Below are 20,416 nucleotides of genomic sequence, written 5' to 3'. Positions count from 1 at the left end.
GGGAGGGCTAAAATAAACTTCATTTTAGCCCTTTTTCTTTATGTGTACATCGGTTGTGAATAAACTTCAGAAGCAGCAGCCTCTGAAGCGTGGTCAATGTACTGCAGGAGCCCATATAAACATTTTTCAACATCTGCATCGTTCCGGTTAAATTGATACGCATGTAAGAAATGCTCAATACGTTTCGAGAGCAAATCATCTTGCGTACGTACCATAAGAATAAGTAAATTATCCCATTGCGAGCGATGCGTATAATAAAGTGCTTTATCATAATCCGCCACATTCATTAAACCTTCTCCTTTCCCTTGAGAAGTCCTCATTAGTTTGCTCGGATCATATCGACTTTTTCAGGGGAAAAGTTGGTGTCCGCATGAATTGCGTACCGGGAATTATAGGCTGAATAAATGCTTCATGTATGAAAAAGGACCAGCCTGCTAAACCTAAACAAAACATATATGAAAGTGAGATCAATGATATCATGCAGCCGAAATGGTGGATGCTTATTGCAGCAGGAATCGTTTTGCTTGGCAGTTTGATGATTCATCCTGCATCAAAAGCAGCGGTGCAGCCGTTTGAAAATTGGGAAAGACTCGCGTACACAGCGTTGAAAGATGAATATAAAGGTGCCGCTTTAAACGATTATCATTACATTGGCCGGACAGAAGTAAATGATGAGCAGACAAAAGATGTGTTTCGCGTAACTGTTAAGGAAGGCACAACTCGCTTTGCAGCACATGCAGAAATTTATTTTCATCCGGTGACCGGTCATTTGATTAGTATTAACGTGTTTCGACTATAAAGAAGCACATTTTTTGTAAAAGGTGCTCGAGGCGTTCTGACAAACCCTCAATAACTGCCTTTACTAGCACGCTCAAAAAAAGACAAAGGGCTAAAATAAAGATCATTTTAGCCCTTTGTCCAACAATTTATTTCGAGATGGATTTACTTCATGCTTCCTTGAAGATAAGCGCGAATATCCACACCAAGTGAATCTGCTAATCGCTGGCCGTAATCTTCATCGGCACGATAGAAATTGCAGATTGCAAGTAATTTTGTTTTGTCATTTACATCTTTCAAATCAGCCGTTAGGTTTTTAATCAATGCTTGTTTCTCTTCCTCAGAGTAGCTTCTATATCTTTCCCCAGCTTGTTTGAAATCGTTCGGTTTTTCAATTTTTTGTCTCACCATACGGTCACCGTGAAGAACTGGCTCACTTTCTTTGTAGTGAGGGTTTTCTTTTGGCTGATCGTCATAACGGTTTGGTTCATAGTTAATATGACCGCTTGGACGAGTCGTTGTCATAAAGCCATCCTGCTGGTTATTGTGTACAGGTGCATAAGGGCAGTTAACCGGAATGCGCATGTAGTTCGCACCAAGACGGTGACGCTGCGTATCAGGATATGAGAACAGACGGCCTTGAAGCAGTTTATCTTCAGATGCCTCAATTCCTGGAACAAATGCACTTGGCGTGAAAGCAGACTGTTCTGTTTCAGCAAAGAAGTTTTCAGGATTGCGGTTGAGTGTCATGCGTCCAACTTTTTGAAGTGGGTAATCTTCCTCGCTCCACGTTTTTGTTGGGTCACATGGATCATAATCAAGTTCATCATAATCGCTAAGCGGCATAAGCTGAACATATAAGTCCCATGCTGGGAAGTTGCCTTTTTCAATGCGGTCATATAAATCTCTTGTCGCATGCTGGAAGTCGTTCGCTTGAATTTCTGCTGCTTCTTCCATAGATAAGTTGTGAATACCTTCAGAAGGTCTCCAGTGATATTTCACATATTTTGCTTCACCGTATTTGTTCACCCATCTAAATGTATGCACACCAGAACCGCGCATTTCAGCGTAGCTTGCAGGGATTCCTTCGTCAGAGAAGAGCCATGTGAGCATATGAGTGGATTCAGGTGTTAAGGTCATAAAATCCCAATAACGGTCAGGATCTTGAATATTGGTTACAGGATCTGGCTTGAGAGAGTGAACCATATCAGGGAATTTCAATGCATCACGAATAAAGAAGATCGGCAAGTTGTTACCAACGAGATCATAGTTGCCTTCTTCTGTATAAAATTTGACAGCAAAGCCGCGCGGGTCACGTAAGGTTTCAGGTGAACCTTTTGGATGAATAACGGTAGAGAAGCGAACGAAAACGTCTGTTTGTTTTCCTTCTTCACTTAAGAAGGCTGCTTTTGTATGTTTCTCCATGCTGTTTTCTACTTCAAACACACCGTAAGCGCCGGCGCCTCTAGCATGAACGACACGTTCTGGAATACGTTCACGATCAAAGTGTGCGAGTTTTTCAATCAAATGGTAATCATCAAGAAAGGTAGGTCCGCGGTGACCAGCTGTTCTTGAGTTTTGGTTATCGCCAACAGGAACGCCTTGGTTCGTTGTCAAATTTTTATGATTTGAATTTGTCATTCTTTTCTCCTCCTGTAAACAAAAAAGTGTTTTCTAGCAATCTATATACCCTAATTATATTGAATCAAACATGATAGTCAATATTTATTTATAATAATTTTAAATAAATTATTATTACAAGAAGGTAAAGAAAAAGACGAAAGAATAAAATTCTTTCGCCTTAAAGCAGGAGCTCCCTGAGAGCATCTTTGTTTTGTGTTAAATCTTTTAGTGTGTATCGGTCAAGAACGCTTAAATAAGCAGTGAGTGCTTCATGAAGTACATGCTTTAATGAACAAATCGGGGAGATGATGCAGCCATTTTTCTTTGGATCAAAGCATTCAACCATGACTAAATCATCCTCTGTATAACGGACAACCTCTCCAATGTTAATGCTTTCTGGGCTTTTTCCAAGCCTGATCCCGCCATTTCTTCCGCGAATCGTGTCTACATACCCGCGTTTTCCAAGATGATAAATCACCTTCGTCAGATGATTTTTAGAAATGCCATAAACATCGGCAATCTGCTGAATATTTGACAGTTCATTGTTTTCTCTTGATGCTAAATAAATGAGTACCCTTAATGAGAAATCTGTGTAATTCGTAAGTTTCATTTTGACGACCTCTAAACCTAATAGAGTTTTGTATCATCGTAACACATTTTAGACAAAAACTGTTCGAGAAAGTGAGAAATGTGACAACATTTAAAACATGTATTATAAATATTGCTTTTAGAGACTGTCATCCATTACGATAAAGATGTATTTAAAATACTTCTTTTGAAAGAAGGAATGACGATGTTATCTACAGATCAAATGAATGCAATAAAGCAATCAGCTCCTCTACTAAAAGCCGAGGGAACCAAACTTGTCACTGTTTTTTATCAAAATATGATTCGCCAGCACCCGGAGCTGCTCAATCAATTTAATAAAACAAATCTTATGAACGGAAGTCAGCCAGAGGCACTTGCTGCGACATTATATCAGGCTGCACTGCACATTGATCGATTAGAGGAATTACTTCCTGCGGTCAAACAAATTGCCCATAAGCATGTCAGTGTCATGGTCAAAAAAGAGCAGTACCCAATTGTCGGATATCACCTGATTGAAGCGATGAAAGATGTGTTTGGTTTAAGAGAAGAAGATGACACTTTATTAGCGTGGAAAGCTGCATATGACATCATTGCGAATATTTTCATTACCATTGAAGCAGAAATGATGGATGAAAATGTGAAGCAAACAGGCGGATGGGCAGATGTGAAGCCGTTTGTGATAAAGAAAAAGAAGCAAGAATCTCCGTCGCTTATCTCCTTTTATTTAGTACCAGAAGATGAATCAGAGCTGCCAATGTATAAAACAGGCCAATACATTACGGTTCAGACAGATATGCCAGGAGAAGCCTATATGTGCAGCAGACAATACAGCTTATCAGACGGGCATCATCCATCTTATTACCGTATTACAGTGAAGCGTGATGGTCATGTGTCCACATTTTTGCATGATGAAATGGAAGAAGGGGACGTTCTTCAAGTGAGTATGCCGCAGGGAATGTTCTGCTTGCAAGATGACATAAATGAGCCTGTTTATTTTATCAGTGCTGGATCTGGTGTCACACCAATGATTGGTTTAGTGAAAACTGCAGCACAAAACAGCCAGACATTTACGATGATTCATGCTGATCGATTAGAGGATGTCACCGCTTTTGAAAATGAGTTTGAACGCGTTTTAGCTTCAGTTGCCCATGGGCGCATCATTCTATGTAATGAACAATTTGCGCAGTCTGTAAAGGGTGAGCTTGTTGAGAAAGCAGCTTCCCGCATTGATCGTCCATTTCTTCAATCGGTGATCGGAGAAGGGAAAGGCCAATTTTATCTATGCGGTTCCCCGGTGTTTACACAGGAGATCATTCATATTTTAAAAGAGCTGGGAATTCCAGCAGACCATATTCATTTCGAAGCATTCGGCGGGCAATCCACGAAAGAAATGGAAGTCGTCTAAACGGTTGGCGGAACATCATGTTTTTTTACATACGCTCATATAGTAGGGATAAGTCCGATGAGGAGGGATGGTTTCCTTGAGCGTATCTGAAAAACGTCTTTTACAAAGAGCGATTGATGAAATTACAGAAATTGCAGAAGGATTTGGTCTAGATTTTTATCCGATGAGATATGAAATCTGTCCCGCGGAAATTATTTATACGTTCGGTGCATACGGAATGCCAACACGATTCAGCCACTGGAGCTTTGGGAAGCAATTTCATAAAATGAAGCTTCATTATGATTTAGGGTTAAGTAAAATTTATGAGCTGGTGATCAATTCAAATCCTTGCTACGCCTTTCTACTTGATAACAATACGCTTGTTCAAAATAAATTAATTGTGGCTCATGTACTGGCACACTGTGATTTCTTCAAAAATAATTGCCGTTTCCAAAACACAAAACGAGATATGGTCGAAAGCATGTCAGCAGCGGCAGAGCGGATCAAAGAATATGAGCATATTCACGGGACAAAAGAAGTCGAATCCTTTTTAGACGCGGTATTGGCTATCCAAGAGCATATTGATCCGTCTCTTGTTCGATCAAAATTAAGCTGGAGTATGGACGATGAAGAAGAAGATGAAGATGATAAACCAAAACGTCAAACGCCTTATGATGATTTGTGGGGAATGGATGAGCCGAAGACGCGTGAGAAAAAGAAAACCGTCAAGCAATTTCCGCCGAAGCCGGAAAAGGATCTTTTACTCTTTATTGAAGCGCATTCCCGGGAACTGGAGCCATGGCAGCGGGATGTTCTTACTATGCTGAGAGAAGAAATGCTCTATTTTTGGCCGCAGCTGGAAACAAAGATTATGAATGAAGGCTGGGCATCGTATTGGCACCAACGGATAATGCGGGAGCTTGATTTGGATTCAAGTGAATCGATAGAGTTCGCAAAATTAAATGCAGGTGTGGTGCAGCCATCTAAAACAGGCATCAATCCTTACTATTTAGGGCTGAAGATTTTTGAAGATATCGAAGAGCGCTATGACAATCCATGTGAAGAATTAAAAAAAGCTGGGGTCACAGAAGGATCTGGCCGCAGCAAAATGTTTGAAGTCAGGGAAATTGAATCGGATATTTCCTTTATTCGAAACTACTTAACGAAAGACCTTGTGATGAGAGAAGACTTGTACTTGTTTCAAAAGCAGGGGAGAGATTATAAAGTCATTGATAAAGAATGGAAGGCGGTACGTGATCAGTTAGTTAGCATGAGAGTCAATGGCGGCTTTCCGTATTTGACCGTGATTGATGGCGACTATTTAAAAAATAATGAACTTTATATCAAGCATTGGTATGAAGGCATTGAACTTGATCTGAAATACTTAGAAAAAGTCCTGCCGTATTTATATCAGCTATGGGGAAGAAGTGTGCATATCGAGTCCGTTCTTGAAGGAAAAGAAGTCATGTTTTCTTATGATGGAAAAGGGGTTCATAGGAAATATCTCGCATAAAAAAGACGAAAAAAGATGTCTCTTAGCAGACATCTTTTTTGCTCGTTTTATTGGTTTTTCAGCAGTTTGAAAATGTGCTTTGCTTGATCGGTGTTTTCCATCAGACCTTTTAGCTGCTCACTTGTTGGACCATATGCATAGAATGGAACTTCATCACCGGTATGACCTGATGTGGTCCAGCCTGTATGTGATCTCGTGTTGATCACTTCTTCAATCGCATCATCAATTTTAACAGCATCCTTTGTTTCAGCTGCCTTTTGAATGGCGGCTGTTTCCTCTTTTGTGAAATCAAGATTGATATATTGTTTCAGCGCTGACTCAACAGGCATGCCGCTGACAATTTTGTTTGCGATAAAGTCAGGCGTCTTTTTCGCTGCTTTGACAGGCTTGTAATCCCAGCTGCCCGAACCGTCTGCTCCAAAGGAAAGTCCGCCAGTTGAATGATCTGCTGTCGTGATGACTAACGTGTTTTTATCCTTTTTCGCAAAACGAATCGCTTCTTCAAATGCTTTCTCAAAATCCTTCATTTCGCTCATCGCACTGACAATATCATGATCGTGTCCAGCCCAGTCAATTTGACTGCCTTCAACCATAAGGAAAAATCCTTTTTTGTTTTTAGACAGCTGTTTGATGGCTGAGGATGTCATATCTTGCAGGGAAGGAGTCGTTTTATCACGATCGATGGCTTTATCTAGACCTCCATCAGCAAAAATGCCTAACACTTTTTCATTTTTGTTTTTTTGTAAGGCGGCTTTATTGGTGACATAATCATAACCGGCTTGTTTGAATTCTTTCGTCAGATCACGATCCTTTCGCACAAAATCGACAAGTCCACCGCCAAGCATGACGTCGACTGTATGCTGTTTACCGATTTTCTCATCGAAGAAATCATCAGCGATGGCTGCTGTGTTTTTCCTAGACACATCGTGAGTGGCATACGCAGCAGGCGTGGCATTCGTTAATTCAGATGTCACGACAAGACCCGTTGACTTTCCTTTGCGTTTGGCTTCTTCTAAAACGGTTTTTAATTTTTTGCCGTTTTTATTTACACCAATGGCATTGTTGTATGTCTTTTTACCAGTGGCCATGGCTGTACCAGCCGCTGCTGAATCGGTAATGTTACTTTTAGAGTCGTCAGGGTATGTTTTATGCATGCCAGTGAGGTAAGGGTCAAACGCTGTTTGCTTTGAAAGGTCACCGTTGTGTTTAAATGAGCGGTAAGTTGAAAGATAAGGTGTTCCCATGCCATCTCCAATCAGCACGATCACATTTTGCACATCATTTTTCGGCTTCTTTTTAGCCTCAGCTTTGTCAGCTTGTCCAAATTCAATCCCTGAAAAAATGCCAATCGATAGCACAGATGCTGCTGCCACTGCAGCGATTTTCGTTTTCGAGTTTTTCAACACACTCATTCATTTTGCCTCCTCATTGTTTATGTATCGCTCTTACGTTTACAATGGTAGAGCAGAAGTGTGGATTCCTTTTTACAGCATCGTAAAGTTCACTTTAAAATTGTAAAGGTCCACTTTACATAGAATGAACCAAAAAGAGAAATGAATGTATCATTTATCCATGACAAGATGCGATTATTTTGTCATGATTGTGTAATGAAAATGAAATAAAAAGAACCCTAAAAAAAAATAAATTTTGCCGAATTAATAAGCATAATGTCGTAGGAAGTCAAGACTATTTCTTCTGGTATTTGATCCTTATAATAGGGAGTAGATAAAAAATCGGATCAGATAGATACATACAGGAGGAACAAATGAAAAAACAATTGATCACAGCTGCAAGTGCAGTTCTACTTGGGACGACATTATTTGCCGGAGCTGCCTCAGCACAATCAGTAAAAGTTCAAAAAGGTGACTCTCTTTCTGTTCTAGCGAAAAGATACAAAACAAGCGTGAGCAAAATTAAATCAGACAATAAGCTGAAATCTAACGTAATTTATGTTGGACAAACCTTAAAAGTGAATGGCACTTCTTTGAAAAAAGCAGTGAAAACATCAAAAACAACAACAAAAGTAAAAACGGCTTCAGCAACTGCCACTCATAAAGTTGTCAAAGGCGATACATTATCGAAGATTGGCAAAAAATACGGGATGACTGTGAAAGAGCTGAAATCGTTAAATAAGCTTAAAACAGACCTCATCAAAATCGGACAAAAGCTAAAGGTGAAAAAGACGTCTAAAGTAAAGACGAAACCTGTAAAAGAAAAAACAGTCTCTACTTCTTCCTTAAACACGTCTAAGCTCATAGCAGATGCTAAAGCGCAGAACGGTACACCATATAGATGGGGTGGAACGACACCGAAGGGCTTTGATTGCAGCGGATTTATGTGGTATATCATTAACAAACAAAAAAAGATTTCAAGACAAACCACTGAAGGCTTCTGGGGATCGATGAAAAGTGTATCCAAACCAAAAGTTGGAGATTTTGTCTTCTTTACAACGTATAAATCGGGTCCATCTCACATGGGTGTCTACCTTGGGAACAACAAGTTTATCCATGCTGCTTCTGACGGAGTAACGATCAGTGATATGACATCAAGCTATTGGAAGCCGATTTATCTTGGAGCGAAAACATTTGTAAACTAATTCATTTTAAGAGACTGCTATGAAGCAGTCTCTTTTTTCATATATCATTTGTGCCGCGAAACTGGTCTTTTCTCATAGATCACTATCAGTCTAAAGGCTTTAAAATAACATAATTGTGGACCCGCTTTTTAAAAAAGGTCTAATTTTTGTTGCATAATAAGTATTCTAAAAAAATATAATCTTCTATGTTGTATAATAAATAGAGAAAGACAAGCTATCAATTGAATAAGGAATGGAGAAAATCTAACCCACTTATTGACAAACATTTAGTTGATATATAAGAATTTTCACTCTATTTTTAAAAAAAGTGTTTTCATTTTTTAATTTTCATATATAATAATTTTACGCCACCAATTTATTGCGCTAAATTTAATCTAAATATTCAGAAAATATTGTGAATTATATGAATGTGGCGTCTTTAGACTGATACTAAGTTTTGGGAGTGATGGTATGAGCAATTCGTTGTTTAGAAAAAAGAGCATTTCAGAGCTCATTGCGGCAACACAAGGGGAAAAAGCATTAAAAAAGGAATTGGGTTCATTTGATTTAACCATGCTTGGCATTGGAGCCATAATCGGGACAGGGATATTTGTTCTGACAGGTACAGGAGCCGTCACAGCAGGGCCAGGACTTGTTCTATCATTTGTCATCGCAGGTCTTGCTTGTTTGTTTGCAGCACTGTCATATGCGGAATTTGCTTCCACAGTGCCTGTATCAGGGTCTGTGTATACATTTACGTACGCATCAATGGGGGAATTTCTAGCGTTTATCATTGGCTGGGATTTAATATTAGAATATATGCTGGCCGCTAGTGCCGTTTCAGCGGGCTGGTCAGGCTATTTTGTGTCATTTTTAAATGGGATAGGGATTCATATACCAGTTGAATTAACAGCAGCACCAGGTGGTTTAAAGGGGCAAGTGACATATTTTAATCTTCCAGCATTTATTATTTTAATGGTCATCACTTTCCTGTTGTACTTTGGTATTAAAGAATCAAAACGAGTAAATAACATCATGGTTATTATGAAAATTGCTGTGATTCTGCTCTTTATTTTAGTCGCTGTGAAATATGTAAAACCTGAAAACTGGACACCATTCGTTCCATTTGGGACATCAGGGGTCTTAAGTGCAGCAGCCCTAGTATTCTTTGCATTTATCGGGTTTGATGCAGTAGCTTCTGCGGCAGAGGAGACAAAAAATCCATCACGCAACCTGCCTAGAGGGATTATAACTTCCTTATTGATTTGTACGCTGCTTTATGTTGTTGTTAGTGCGATTATGACGGGCATCGTTCCTTTCATGAATTTTGAGGGAGTATCACATCCAGTGTCTCTCGTTTTACAAGTAGCCGGACAAAACTGGGTGGCGGGTATTGTGGATGTCGGTGCGATCCTAGGGATGACAACCGTGATGCTTGTCATGCTGTACGGCCAGACACGCGTGATGTTTGCTATGTCTCGTGATGGTTTGGTGCCGAAGGTTCTATCAAAGGTTCATCCAAAGCATAAAACACCTTACATCAATACACTGTTCTTCGGTACATTGTCAGCATTAATGGGTGGATTTATTCCACTTGATGAGCTGGCAAGCCTAGTGAACATCGGGACACTTTCAGCATTCATTTTGATTTCAGTGGCGGTCATTGTGATGAGAAAAACGCAGCCGGACTTACCGAGAGCATTCAGATGCCCAGCAGTTCCGCTTATTCCGATCTTGGCTATTCTATCTTGCGGATTGCTCATTTATAAGCTTGGTGCAATCACCTTTGTTCGTTTCTTAATCTGGCTTGCCATTGGGCTGGTTGTGTATTTCTTATATTCAAGAAAGCACTCAGAATTGAATAAAAAATAACTTAAAAAAGCCCGTGCTTCTTGGTGCAGTCAAGTAACACGGGCTTTTGCTTTTGATTGCTGACTAAAAACCTAACTGAAGATCGACATCGATTGATACGATGGCATAGACACAAACAATGACAAAGATATTCAGTACGACACCGAGGAAACCTGGACCCGTACGGCCTTTTTTAATGATCAGTTCAATAATACCAAATGGAACTGCGGCCATTGCAAAAGGAAGCATTTGAAAAGAATAAAATGTCACGTTGCTGATAATGGCGAGGTTTAGCATGAGCAGGGATAATATTGCTGTGCCGACAGAAATCCAGCCAAATACATTATGCTCTTTAAAGATTCTTACCAATTCCATAATTCCACCTCGCTCACTTTTGCCGTTTTAATACGTTTTGTCTTCACAAATTTCTCAATTTCTTTAGAAGGTCCAGTGACCACAGAGCCATAAACCGTGACGCCATTTTGATCGATATAGCGTATACGATTAGACAGGTCAAGATCAGGTCTGCCGGAGATCGTTGTTGCCCAGGTCGGGTGCTGATTGACATAAGCAAGGGCATCTTTGAATTGATCTACCTCAGTTTTGGATGTGTGCTGAAGCTCTTTTAAAAATTCAGAGTCTTTCCCAGGAAAGCCGATTGGCCGCTGATTTCCACTTAATGAATCCTCTGTTTTAATCGCATTCCACAGCACTTTCATATCGTATTTTTTAGCAAAGGAATAAACGTCCTTTGGTGTGTAAGCTTTGTCATAGGATACATACACTTCACTTACTGTTCCTTCAGGAAGCTTGTCTAACGTAGTGAGTGTTTGTTTTTTTGAGGCATCTGCCTGCGCCGAAGGATGAGTAAAGAAACCTTCTGTTTCGCGTGCACTGTCACCATAATAAGAGATAGTAGGCTGCTTTAATTTATCGAAAAACATCTCGATTTGTTCACTGCCAATGGCTTCTGTTTTATTGCCAATTTGTTTTTGCAGCTTCAATTCGGTGTTCATCCCAAAAAGTTTGACCTGACCTTTTAAATCCTTCATATCTATAGCCACGTTTGGTTTGGTCAAAGCGACGGTGACAGCGGCTGTTTCCATGAAGTGATTGCCTTTGCTCTCGGCTCCGCCAACGCCGTAGTATAGATAACTTCCTAATGTACAAAGCGGTAAAATAATGAGTGTTGATATGACAGCAAGTACGGAAATACGTAAATATGACTTTCTTTTTCCGTATTGTAAAATGGCTTTTTGCTTCTCAGGACTGATGGAAAAATCTGTCCAATCCGAGTCGTTCAGTTCCTGGCTTAAGCGTTTTTCGTTTTCTTCAAGCTCTTCCTCAAACGCTATCATTTCTTCCTCATTCATCTCACCATTATTATATTTTTCCCATCGCTTGTTAAACTCTTCATTCATCATTAACACCTCTGTTGTAAAGTGCTTTTAGGCGCTGCCTTGCACGAAATAAAACACTTTTAAAATTTGCTTCAGTAATATTCATGACCTTGGATGCTTCCTTGTAATTTAGTTCTTTTAAATAATACAATGTCAACGCTTCCTTGTAGTTATCTGGAAGCTGCTCCAAATACATGGTGAGTACTTCCTTTATTTCAACCTGTTCAGCAGGGCTTTGTACAGACGTTTGTAAAAGACCGCCAATAAGGTCATCCGATATGGTCACTTCTTTTTTATGTTTCCTGACATAATCAATAAAAGCATTTCGTGCCACCTGAAATAACCAAGGTTTCACTTTGCTATGGTCGTAGGAATGAATATGTATATAAGCACGCATAAAGGTTTCCTGCAATAAGTCCTCTGCCAAATGTTTGTCTTTTGTCATGGAGAGCAGAAACCTGTAAACATCGTTCATATACATTTGATAAATTTCATCGATCGTCACTGATTTTTCTCCCCTCTATGTTATACACGCATAAGAAAGGCATAAAGTTGCACGAAACTTCTCATTACCGTACATTACTCATTTCTTTCGCCGAATCAAAATCATTTCTCCTTATCATAGCGAAATTTGCATCATTTATAAAGTATTTTCAATAGAACAAATCAGGAAAAAACATCGAAAAACGACAAAATTGGACACAATTCCTATTCTATTCTCCCCTAAAACCATGTGCTTGAATACAGTCAGAACGTTCATTTTAAACGAAAAAGACAGGGAGGATTGGGCTGCTCATAAATTTTTAGTACCAGGTAATAAAAAATTTGTTATAATAGAGACAAATCCTTCATTTTTCAAACAAAGGAAGTGCACTATGTATAAATTTTCAGGCTATACCGTCAAATTAATATTTGGTCTCCGAGGTGGAATCAAAGTATATCAAAAAGAGAATCTGCCAACTGATCGGGGGTTTGTCATTGCTTGTACACATGAGGGTTTTGTGGATGTTCTTGCATTAGGCGCAGGAATTCTTCCGTTTGAGATCCATTACATGGCGAAAAAAGAATTGTTTGCGAATAAATGGATCGGTGGATTTTTAAAAAAGATTCATGCCTTTCCAGTTGATCGAGAGAACCCTGGGCCAAGCAGTATTAAAACGCCCATTAAATTATTAAAAGAGGGAAAGATCGTTGGGATTTTTCCAAGCGGAACACGTACAACAGAGGATGTTCCTTTAAAAAGAGGGGCAGTGACCATTGCGCAGCTCGGTAAAGCGCCAATTGTTCCAGCTGCATATAAAGGACCTTCAAATGCGAAAAGTCTTTTCAAAAAAGGGAAAATGCGCTTAATCATCGGTGAACCGATTGAACTGTCTGAATTTGACCATCTCCCGCCAAAAGAAAGATTAGGTGCCATGACGGAAGTATTAAACACGAGAATCAAAGAGCTAGAAGCTCAATTAATTGAAAAGTCATAAGAAAAACGACCGCTTGCTTAGGCAAGGGTCGTTTTTTTATTAAGAAGCGCCTTCTTCAGCTGCTTCTAATAATTGTTCATTTAACTTTTTTACTTCGATGTATGCCACATGGTGTCCATCGACTTCATTAATGATAAATTCATAGCCTTGTTCACGAATGGCGTCATTTTTCTCTACTTCATATTTCTGAGTAAGGAACCAGCCGCCGATTGTGTCGACCTCTTCATTATCAAGCTGTATACCTAATAGCAGGTTGACTTGATCAACAAGGACCTTGCCATCAAAGATGTAATGGTCTTCTCCAAGTTTACGCACTTCGTTGATTTCATCAATGTCGAACTCATCACGAATTTCACCGACGATTTCTTCAAGAATGTCTTCAACAGTGACAAGACCTGCTGTACCGCCATATTCATCAGATAAAATGGCCATGTGTACACGTTCACGCTGCATTTTGAGCAATAAATCATGAACAGGAACCGTTTCAATCACATGAATAATCGGATTCACAAACTTTTCGATCGTATCACTTGTAGAACACTCACCGCTAATGCAGGCAGTGAGAACCTCTTTAATATTTAGAACACCGATAATGTTGTCTTTGTCGCCATCTTCAATTGGATAACGTGTATATTTTTCTACCTTTGTTACCTTCAACATTTCCTCAATGGTAATATCATGAGGGAAGCTGACAACTTCAGTACGAGGAATCATAATTTCTTTCGCCAGACGGTCATCAAATTCGAAAATTTTATTTACATATTTGAATTCAGACTGGTTAATCTCGCCGCTCTTATAGCTCTCTGATAAAATAATCCGCAATTCTTCTTCAGAGTGCGCCATGTCATGCTCAGATACTTGCTGAAGACCAAACGCTTTTGTTAACAAACGAGCAGAACCATTTAATACCCAAATGAACGGGAACATCACTTTGTAAAAGATCATCAGTGGTCTAGCAAATAGAAGGGATACTTGCTCCGCCTTTTGAATGGCAAGCGTTTTTGGTGCAAGCTCTCCAACGACAACGTGTAAAAACGTCATGATACTAAACGCAATAATAAAAGTGACAATAGAACTAGCTGATTGAGGAATGGACAGCTCTACAAATAGTGGAGCAAGCATATGTGCAATTGTTTCTTCCCCTAACCAACCAATACCAAGGGCGGTAATGGTAATACCAAGCTGACAGGCTGATAGGTACTCATCAAGGTGAGTCGTTACATGCTTGACAGCAACTGCTGTTTTATTACCTTCTGCGATTAACTGATCAATTCTTGAGCTTCTTAAGCGAATGATCGCAAACTCTGATGCAACGAAAAACGCGGTTAAAGCTATAAGTAAAGCAACTATGAGTAAATTAACTATGTCCAATTAAGGCCTTCGTTCTGACTTTGAGAACGAAGGTAACACCTCCTGTTTAGTAAAAATTTTAACTTAACAGCAGTAAAAATGATTGGACAGCCGTCATTTTTTCAGGAGTAAGCTGTTCTTTTAGTTTTTCACGTTGTTCTGGCTGAAGCTGCTTACAACGTGCCAAAATGCGGTCCATATGCTCATTCATCCGATCGATATCAGAGGTTAAATGGACAAGTTCATCTTGATCTTCCTTTTGAGAAGGAAATTGTTCATCTAATCTGGATTTGATGTCAGAAAGAGCCAATCTCTGCTGTTTGCAAAGAACGATTAATTGTAATCGTTTTAAAGCATATTCATCGTAATAACGATAATTTGAGCAAGATCTAACAGGCGCAAGCAAACCTAGATTTGTATAATAATCTACAGTTCGTTTCGTTACCTGTGCAATCTGTGCTAGTTCACCAATACGATACTTTTTCTCAGCCCCATCTGAACATCTCCTCCTAACCGTCACGTTATAGTTTATGAAAATAGTTTAATATAATTCTAGTCTGAAACACAAGTTAATTGTTCATATTTCCTGCCAATAAGAAGAAACAGAGGAGGATTTCCCTCAATTTAGTCAGTCATGTCAAAAACAGCATGATGATACAGGAATTTTCAGATTATTTATGGTAAGATAAAATGAATACCGTTTCATATATATGTAGAGAGGCGGAATTTTACGTGAACCGGAGGTGGTTAAGTGGGGCCCTCAAAGTCGTCTTATTTAATCAGTTAACCGTTTTGCAAAACATAACATCATCAATCAGGAGGTGACTCCTTGTTCTTCAAAGAAAGAGCAAGGTTAAATGGACGATATTGTTAATCTGAGTATAGTCGGTGTTTTGATTGCTTTAACAGCTTTCTTTGTTGCATCTGAATTTGCCATAGTAAAGGTGAGAAGTTCAAGAATTAATCAGCTTGTTGCCGAAGGGTCCAAAAAGGCCATCATGGCGAAAAAGGTGACATCAAGGCTAGATGAATATTTGTCAGCCTGTCAGCTCGGTATTACAGTGACATCCCTTGGTTTAGGGTGGATTGGTAAGCCGGCTGTGAAAGAACTTTTGGTTCGAGGTTTTGGTTTGACAAACATTCCTGATTCAGCAATCAGCCTGATCTCAGCAACACTTGCGTTCTCTATTATTACCTTTTTGCATGTAGTTGTAGGTGAGCTTGCACCAAAAACGCTTGCCATTCAAAAGGCGGAAAAAATGACGCTATGGCTGTCAGGCCCGCTGCATGCATTTTATATCCTTATGTTCCCTTTCATTTATGTGTTAAACGGGTCAGCCCGTTTGTTAACTAAAATGATGGGCATCGATATGGGGTCTGAAAAAGAACATTCCCATTCTGAAGAGGAATTGAAGATTTTATTATCTGAGAGCTTAAAAAATGGGGAAATCAACCCATCAGAATATAATTATATGAACAAGATTTTCGATTTCGATAATCGAATTGCCAGAGAGATCATGATACCGCGCAGAGAAATTTGTGCGATTCCAGAAGATATGCCGTTAGATGATATCCTCGCCATCATGACGCAGGAAAAGTATACACGTTTCCCTGTGTTTTCAGGAGATAAAGACCATGTTATCGGCATGCTGAACAAAAAGCAGCTCTTTGCAGATCTTGTGTATCAAGGGGAAAAAGATCAACTGAAAATTCAAGATTATATATATCCAGTGATTGAGGTCATCGACACGATTCCTATTCAAGAGCTTCTCGTCAAGATGCAGCGTGATCGAATGCATATGGCGATCTTAACTGACGAATATGGTGGAACGTCTGGGCTTGTCACAACGGAAGATATTTTAGAAGAGATTGTCGGAGATATTCGAGATGAATTCGATGAAGATGAGCAGCCAGTTATTCAAAAAAGAGCCGATCATCATTATGTTTTAGATGGCAAAGTGAGATTGGATGAAGTTCAAGATTTGATCGAGATTTCATATCATGATGAGGAAATTGATACAATCGGCGGGCTCATCTTAAAAGAGAATATTGATATTAGAGAAGGACAATCCATCTATCTTGATGATATTCGAATGAAAGTGCTGGAAATGGATGGACGTTACGTTAAAAAGATTGATTTGAAAAAAGGCGTCACATCGGCAGAAAAAGGCAGTGCACGCACTGGGCTTGATATAAAGGAGCCGCTGCTAGTAAACGAAATGACCTTGAGCGAAAAATAAGCTCAAGGTTTTTTTAGGTATTTAGTCTCTTTTAAACAAATATACGTTCGGTATATAATAAGAACAAACGTTCGATTAAGGGGGATGGACATGCTTTGGTACGAAACAGCAAGTATCACGGAGAAAAAAACCTCAATGAAACGAATTGAGTTTCATTTAAAGAATTTCAAAAATTATCAAGCAGCGATCTTAAATATCGAAAGGCAGCTTGAAAAAAGAAGCCCGCATCATCTCGACCACATGACACGGAAAAAGTTAGAAGAGCAAAAAGGTCAATATGAACTCATCGTTGCTTGTATTGAAACGGCATTAAAAGAGTTGGATGAAATAGAGCAGCAGCTCATCGATTATAAATATTTTCGAGATTGGCGGATGGCAAAATGTGCAATGGAAATCGGCTATAGTGAAAAAACACTCTTTTTGATGAAGCGCCAGCTCATGGATCAGTTGCTCATCAGCTTAGCCGCCATCACCAATATTTAAAAAAGATGCTGTCCTATTTGATAAAATGCAGCAAACAGACATAAAGACCCGATGATGGTGACCAATAAGTAGACAGCAAGCTGTCCAATTTGCCGCTCATGCAGCATGGACGCAGCCTCTACACTAAATGTAGAGAATGTTGTAAAACCACCGAAAAAACCAGTCCCAATGATCATAAGCAGCGGATCATTGTTAGTCACTGCACCTGTCAGTAAACCTAAACCGGCTGCGCCGAGTAAGTTGATGAGAATAATACTAAACGGAAAACGAGTATGAAACTTGGTTTTCTGAATCGATTGACTGAGGAAAAAACGAAAGGCACTGCCTATCCCGCCAGCAACAGCTGTATACAATACAATCATTTATCTGCTTCCTTTCGGCTGCTCATTTTGTTGAAAGAGGTGCTGAGCGGTGATCAGTCCACATAAGGCAGCGCCCACTCCAGCAATCACTGAGAGTAGAATGTACATGACACTTGATGTGAACAGTCCATCCTGTAATAAGAGAACTGTTTCTTTAGAAAAAGTGGACATTGTCGTAAAACCACCACAAAATCCTGTTCCGATTAAAGCAGCAAGATATTTTTTTCCCTTCCGAAACATAAAATACCCTGTTGAAAAGCCAAGAAGCAGACTGCCTATAATGTTTTCAATCAGCGTTGCATAGGGGAATGTGTGGCTGACAACGGACTGGCTAAGTTCATATCTACAAAGGGTACCAACCAGTCCACCGATAAATACGGCGAGATATGCTTTCATTTACATCATTTCTCCTTTAGAAAAAATGGCGGGTGATCCGTCACCACTCCATCAATGGGATATGTTTTGATCCTGTCGGCTGTTTTTTGGTCATTCACTGTCCATACAAAGACATCCATTCCAAATGAGTGGATGCGATCAATCCACCATCTGTTGATCAGCGTTTTCTTCATATTAAGGCAATCCGCAAAGGAGCTGTACTCCGCTAATTTCCTTTTCGTCAGTTTGAAGGCAGAGGGTTTTATAATAAAAGCCGTTCGAAGAGAAGGGGCGTAAGCTTTGACTCTTTGAAGAGCATTGGCATCAAAAGATTGAACCATGATGTGACGGGAATAGGCAAACCGGTTGATGATGTCGACAACTGCTTTTTCAATCCCAATCTGCCGTTTTGGATGCTTGATCTCAATCAGTATCCCGACACGCTGACTGTACCTTTGAAGGATTTCCTGTAAGGTGGGAATTCGTTCGTTGGCGTACTGAGAATCAAACCAGCTTCCTGCATCCAGTTTCTTCAGCCGATCAAGTGTATAACTTTTCACTAATCCGCTTCCGTTACTCGTTCGATCAACGGTATCATCATGGATAACGGCTACGTGCTGATCCATTGTCAGCTGGACGTCTAACTCAATATAATCCGCACCCTGCTGAACAGCTAAATCAAATGCGGCGATTGTATTTTCTGGGGCAGCGCTTGATGACCCTCTATGTGAGATAATATACACATGCTCCAGCTCCTGACATAAGTTCTGGTCTTATCATATCAAATTTTTGCTGTTTTTCCTTCTTTACTATATGGAACGAGGGAGAGCTGTATGTAATGGAACATGGCTTGTGGTGAGAAAGCATCGTGTATAAAAGGTGAAAAGTTGCAGGAATATCCCAAGCTCTTATTGAGTAAATCTGAACTACATCATTTTTTCTTCGATCAATTTTGTCCAAATCGTCAGCGTTCGTCAAAATATTAGTGCTTTCGTCATGTTGACTGAAAATTCTGATGTTTTATAATGATGAAAAGGAGGCGAGATGATTGGGTAAAGGGAGAATTAGAGTGGAAGAACGTATTAAGGCCGAAACGGATGCTGAAATGTTTAAAGCGACTCTCCTTGATCAGGCTCAGAAGAAAAAGTAGTTTGCTGCCCGTCGATATGTCTCTAGCCAAAATTTCATATTTGAACATCATGCCTCGGGATTATTCCCGAGGCTTTTTATGTAGAGGTCAGACATTTAAGAGAGGACATGAACGAAGGTTATATTATAAACTAGAGAGGATTGTTTTAAAGGAGAGAGACAGACATGTTTACACAAAAATGGATGGATACATATTTTACAGTAGATATTGCGATCCAAATTGGAATCAGCCTTTGTATTTTATTGCTGTTTTTATTGCTTCGGAAAGTATTTACGAAGTATTTATTTCAACTTCTGTTTAGGCTGACAAATCGGTCGAAGACGGAGGTCATTAACCAAATTGTTGTGGCATTTGAAAAACCAGCCAGGCTGTTTTTCGTGGCACTTGGTTTATATTTTGCGTTAAGACAGGCGCCATACTTTGAGCATCATATGGATGTCATCATTAAATTGTATAGATCCTCCATTATTTTGATGCTGACGTGGGGACTTTGTAATTTAACCGCAGCATCTTCCTTCTTATTTCAAAAGGTCAATTCGAAATTTGAATTAGAAATGGATGATATTTTAGCACCGTTTTTATCAAAGGTACTTCGTTTCATTATTATCGCACTAAGTATTAGTATCATTGCACAAGAATTTAATTATGATGTCAATGGACTTGTGGCAGGTCTTGGTTTAGGTGGTCTAGCCTTTGCGCTGGCTGCGCAGGATACAGTGGCTAACTTTTTTGGAGGGATTGTCATCATTACAGAGAAGCCTTTTACGATGGGCGACTTTGTGGAGACACCAAGTGTTCTTGGGACTGTTGAAGATATTACATTTCGAAGCACAAAGTTTCGAACACCTGCTGAAGCCGTTGTGACCGTTCCGAATTCTACGCTTTCTAAGGAGCCGATCACAAACTGGACGAGAATGAATAAACGTCAGATTACGTTTTCTGTTCGCGTTTCCTACAATACACCAAAGGAAAACATTGATCAGTGTATTAAGCGTCTCAAACAGATGCTTCACGAGCATGATGGTGTGCATAAGGAGACGATTATGGTGAATCTCGATGTACTGGCAGACAGCTATTTGAACTTGTTTTTCAACTTTTATACAAACACGACAGCTTGGTCTGAAAACCTTGATATTAAGCAGGACATTAACTATCGCATCATAGATATTTTCCACGAAGAAGGTGTAGAATTTGCTTTCCCTGGACAGACCATTTATATGAAACAAAAAGGCGAGAAACAGCTGGGTGAATAAAGGAGGAATGGTAC

At 39.6% G+C, this 20,416-nt stretch carries 22 protein-coding genes; 10 read left to right on the top strand and 12 right to left on the bottom strand.

The window, feature by feature from the left end; genetic code table 11:
* Positions 1-38 precede the first annotated feature (38 nt).
* On the bottom strand, positions 39-287 hold the full coding sequence (locus AC20OE_RS11965; protein ID WP_024426598.1) for a YhdB family protein: 249 nt from the start codon (positions 285-287) through the stop codon (positions 39-41).
* 191 nt (positions 288-478) lie between these two features.
* On the opposite strand from AC20OE_RS11965, the gene AC20OE_RS11960 reads away from it, so the two are divergent.
* Positions 479-799, top strand: coding sequence for a YqzG/YhdC family protein (locus AC20OE_RS11960; protein ID WP_371412180.1), 321 nt, complete (start codon positions 479-481; stop codon positions 797-799).
* A gap of 143 nt (positions 800-942) precedes the next feature.
* Here AC20OE_RS11960 and AC20OE_RS11955 read toward each other — a convergent pair whose 3' ends face one another.
* The gene (locus AC20OE_RS11955; RefSeq protein WP_039177466.1) at positions 943-2,418 is read right to left on the bottom strand and encodes a catalase; all 1,476 of its coding nucleotides are present in this window, start codon (positions 2,416-2,418) and stop codon (positions 943-945) included.
* Between the two features lie 160 nt (positions 2,419-2,578).
* Positions 2,579-3,010 (bottom strand): Rrf2 family transcriptional regulator, encoded by a 432-nt coding sequence (locus AC20OE_RS11950; RefSeq protein ID WP_039177468.1) that lies wholly within the window; start codon positions 3,008-3,010, stop codon positions 2,579-2,581.
* Between the two features lie 183 nt (positions 3,011-3,193).
* Here AC20OE_RS11950 and AC20OE_RS11945 point away from each other — a divergent pair, with 183 nt between their 5' ends.
* Positions 3,194-4,393 (top strand): globin domain-containing protein, encoded by a 1,200-nt coding sequence (locus tag AC20OE_RS11945; protein ID WP_487268881.1) that lies wholly within the window; start codon positions 3,194-3,196, stop codon positions 4,391-4,393.
* 67 nt (positions 4,394-4,460) lie between these two features.
* Complete coding sequence (locus AC20OE_RS11940; protein ID WP_371412178.1) at positions 4,461-5,885, top strand: SpoVR family protein; 1,425 nt, start codon at positions 4,461-4,463, stop codon at positions 5,883-5,885.
* Positions 5,886-5,932: 47 nt separating this feature from the next.
* Here the strand turns inward: AC20OE_RS11940 and AC20OE_RS11935 are convergent, their stop codons facing one another.
* Positions 5,933-7,297, bottom strand: coding sequence for an alkaline phosphatase (locus AC20OE_RS11935; RefSeq protein WP_058838777.1), 1,365 nt, complete (start codon positions 7,295-7,297; stop codon positions 5,933-5,935).
* 353 nt (positions 7,298-7,650) lie between these two features.
* On the opposite strand from AC20OE_RS11935, the gene AC20OE_RS11930 reads away from it, so the two are divergent.
* Together AC20OE_RS11930 and bcaP are read left to right on the top strand one after the other, a co-directional pair.
* Complete coding sequence (locus tag AC20OE_RS11930; RefSeq protein ID WP_048238358.1) at positions 7,651-8,481, top strand: C40 family peptidase; 831 nt, start codon at positions 7,651-7,653, stop codon at positions 8,479-8,481.
* Positions 8,482-8,931: 450 nt separating this feature from the next.
* Positions 8,932-10,332, top strand: a complete 1,401-nt coding sequence (gene bcaP, locus AC20OE_RS11925; protein WP_024425289.1) for a branched-chain amino acid transporter BcaP — start codon at positions 8,932-8,934, stop codon at positions 10,330-10,332.
* Between the two features lie 63 nt (positions 10,333-10,395).
* On the opposite strand, the gene AC20OE_RS11920 is transcribed toward bcaP, so the two are convergent.
* From AC20OE_RS11920 to AC20OE_RS11910, 3 genes are read right to left on the bottom strand one after another with little or no spacing between them, the layout of a single operon-like run.
* A complete protein-coding gene (locus AC20OE_RS11920; RefSeq protein ID WP_353856265.1) occupies positions 10,396-10,686 on the bottom strand; it encodes an anti-sigma factor in 291 nt (96 codons plus the stop codon).
* Positions 10,674-11,732, bottom strand: a complete 1,059-nt coding sequence (locus tag AC20OE_RS11915; protein WP_041089604.1) for an anti-sigma factor — start codon at positions 11,730-11,732, stop codon at positions 10,674-10,676. Before AC20OE_RS11915 ends, AC20OE_RS11920 begins: the two co-directional genes overlap by 13 nt.
* Entirely contained in the window at positions 11,725-12,216 is a 492-nt protein-coding gene (locus tag AC20OE_RS11910) for a sigma-70 family RNA polymerase sigma factor (RefSeq protein WP_024425287.1), read from the bottom strand. The genes AC20OE_RS11915 and AC20OE_RS11910 overlap by 8 nt, the downstream gene beginning before the upstream one ends.
* A 370-nt stretch (positions 12,217-12,586) precedes the next feature.
* On the opposite strand from AC20OE_RS11910, the gene AC20OE_RS11905 reads away from it, so the two are divergent.
* Positions 12,587-13,189: a lysophospholipid acyltransferase family protein gene (locus tag AC20OE_RS11905; protein WP_039177489.1), complete on the top strand. Its 603-nt coding sequence runs from the start codon at positions 12,587-12,589 to the stop codon at positions 13,187-13,189.
* A gap of 39 nt (positions 13,190-13,228) precedes the next feature.
* Here the strand turns inward: AC20OE_RS11905 and AC20OE_RS11900 are convergent, their stop codons facing one another.
* Both AC20OE_RS11900 and AC20OE_RS11895 read right to left on the bottom strand, forming a co-directional pair.
* Complete coding sequence (locus AC20OE_RS11900) at positions 13,229-14,560, bottom strand: hemolysin family protein (protein ID WP_039177491.1); 1,332 nt, start codon at positions 14,558-14,560, stop codon at positions 13,229-13,231.
* Between the two features lie 58 nt (positions 14,561-14,618).
* Positions 14,619-15,059 carry a MerR family transcriptional regulator gene (locus AC20OE_RS11895; protein ID WP_075622707.1) on the bottom strand — a complete coding sequence of 147 codons (441 nt, stop codon included), beginning with the start codon at positions 15,057-15,059 and terminating at the stop codon, positions 14,619-14,621.
* Between the two features lie 337 nt (positions 15,060-15,396).
* Here AC20OE_RS11895 and AC20OE_RS11890 point away from each other — a divergent pair, with 337 nt between their 5' ends.
* Together AC20OE_RS11890 and AC20OE_RS11885 are read left to right on the top strand one after the other, a co-directional pair.
* Entirely contained in the window at positions 15,397-16,779 is a 1,383-nt protein-coding gene (locus AC20OE_RS11890; protein ID WP_039177497.1) for a hemolysin family protein, read from the top strand.
* Between the two features lie 90 nt (positions 16,780-16,869).
* Positions 16,870-17,262, top strand: coding sequence for a transcriptional regulator (locus AC20OE_RS11885; protein ID WP_487268880.1), 393 nt, complete (start codon positions 16,870-16,872; stop codon positions 17,260-17,262).
* On the opposite strand, the gene crcB (AC20OE_RS11880) is transcribed toward AC20OE_RS11885, so the two are convergent.
* From crcB (AC20OE_RS11880) to AC20OE_RS11870, 3 genes are read right to left on the bottom strand one after another with little or no spacing between them, the layout of a single operon-like run.
* Entirely contained in the window at positions 17,259-17,624 is a 366-nt protein-coding gene (gene crcB, locus AC20OE_RS11880; RefSeq protein ID WP_487268879.1) for a fluoride efflux transporter CrcB, read from the bottom strand. The two genes, AC20OE_RS11885 and crcB (AC20OE_RS11880), sit on opposite strands and share 4 nt — an antisense overlap.
* Positions 17,625-18,020, bottom strand: coding sequence for a fluoride efflux transporter CrcB (crcB, locus tag AC20OE_RS11875; RefSeq protein ID WP_039177502.1), 396 nt, complete (start codon positions 18,018-18,020; stop codon positions 17,625-17,627).
* A gap of 5 nt (positions 18,021-18,025) precedes the next feature.
* A complete protein-coding gene (locus AC20OE_RS11870) occupies positions 18,026-18,742 on the bottom strand; it encodes a glycerophosphodiester phosphodiesterase (protein ID WP_487268878.1) in 717 nt (238 codons plus the stop codon).
* A 305-nt stretch (positions 18,743-19,047) separates the two neighbouring features.
* Between AC20OE_RS11870 and AC20OE_RS11865 the strand changes: the two genes are divergently transcribed.
* Positions 19,048-19,149 carry a YhdX family protein gene (locus AC20OE_RS11865; protein WP_017360338.1) on the top strand — a complete coding sequence of 34 codons (102 nt, stop codon included), beginning with the start codon at positions 19,048-19,050 and terminating at the stop codon, positions 19,147-19,149.
* Between the two features lie 164 nt (positions 19,150-19,313).
* Positions 19,314-20,402, top strand: coding sequence for a mechanosensitive ion channel family protein (locus AC20OE_RS11860; protein WP_039177507.1), 1,089 nt, complete (start codon positions 19,314-19,316; stop codon positions 20,400-20,402).
* Positions 20,403-20,416 lie beyond the last annotated feature (14 nt).

The organism is Bacillus sp. SRI_025 (assembly GCF_057592095.1).
Note: the sequence above shows the minus strand (reverse complement) of the source record. Positions and strands in the feature narration are given on the sequence as shown.

Bases quoted from the DNA above. Each gene is read 5' to 3' on its own strand.
- AC20OE_RS11920 (WP_353856265.1), bottom strand. From the start codon at position 10,686: ATGGAATTGGTAAGAATCTTTAAAGAGCATAATGTATTTGGCTGGATT.
- AC20OE_RS11915 (WP_041089604.1), bottom strand. From the start codon at position 11,732: ATGAATGAAGAGTTTAACAAGCGATGGGAAAAATATAATAATGGTGAG.
- crcB (WP_039177502.1), bottom strand. From the start codon at position 18,020: ATGAAAGCATATCTCGCCGTATTTATCGGTGGACTGGTTGGTACCCTT.
- AC20OE_RS11885 (WP_487268880.1), top strand. From the start codon at position 16,870: ATGCTTTGGTACGAAACAGCAAGTATCACGGAGAAAAAAACCTCAATG.
- AC20OE_RS11965 (WP_024426598.1), bottom strand. From the start codon at position 287: ATGAATGTGGCGGATTATGATAAAGCACTTTATTATACGCATCGCTCG.
- bcaP (WP_024425289.1), top strand. From the start codon at position 8,932: ATGAGCAATTCGTTGTTTAGAAAAAAGAGCATTTCAGAGCTCATTGCG.
- AC20OE_RS11905 (WP_039177489.1), top strand. From the start codon at position 12,587: ATGTATAAATTTTCAGGCTATACCGTCAAATTAATATTTGGTCTCCGA.
- AC20OE_RS11890 (WP_039177497.1), top strand. From the start codon at position 15,397: ATGGACGATATTGTTAATCTGAGTATAGTCGGTGTTTTGATTGCTTTA.
- AC20OE_RS11930 (WP_048238358.1), top strand. From the start codon at position 7,651: ATGAAAAAACAATTGATCACAGCTGCAAGTGCAGTTCTACTTGGGACG.
- AC20OE_RS11860 (WP_039177507.1), top strand. From the start codon at position 19,314: ATGTTTACACAAAAATGGATGGATACATATTTTACAGTAGATATTGCG.
- AC20OE_RS11955 (WP_039177466.1), bottom strand. From the start codon at position 2,418: ATGACAAATTCAAATCATAAAAATTTGACAACGAACCAAGGCGTTCCT.
- AC20OE_RS11935 (WP_058838777.1), bottom strand. From the start codon at position 7,297: ATGAGTGTGTTGAAAAACTCGAAAACGAAAATCGCTGCAGTGGCAGCA.
- AC20OE_RS11950 (WP_039177468.1), bottom strand. From the start codon at position 3,010: ATGAAACTTACGAATTACACAGATTTCTCATTAAGGGTACTCATTTAT.
- AC20OE_RS11960 (WP_371412180.1), top strand. From the start codon at position 479: ATGCAGCCGAAATGGTGGATGCTTATTGCAGCAGGAATCGTTTTGCTT.
- crcB (WP_487268879.1), bottom strand. From the start codon at position 17,624: ATGATTGTATTGTATACAGCTGTTGCTGGCGGGATAGGCAGTGCCTTT.
- AC20OE_RS11940 (WP_371412178.1), top strand. From the start codon at position 4,461: ATGGTTTCCTTGAGCGTATCTGAAAAACGTCTTTTACAAAGAGCGATT.
- AC20OE_RS11945 (WP_487268881.1), top strand. From the start codon at position 3,194: ATGTTATCTACAGATCAAATGAATGCAATAAAGCAATCAGCTCCTCTA.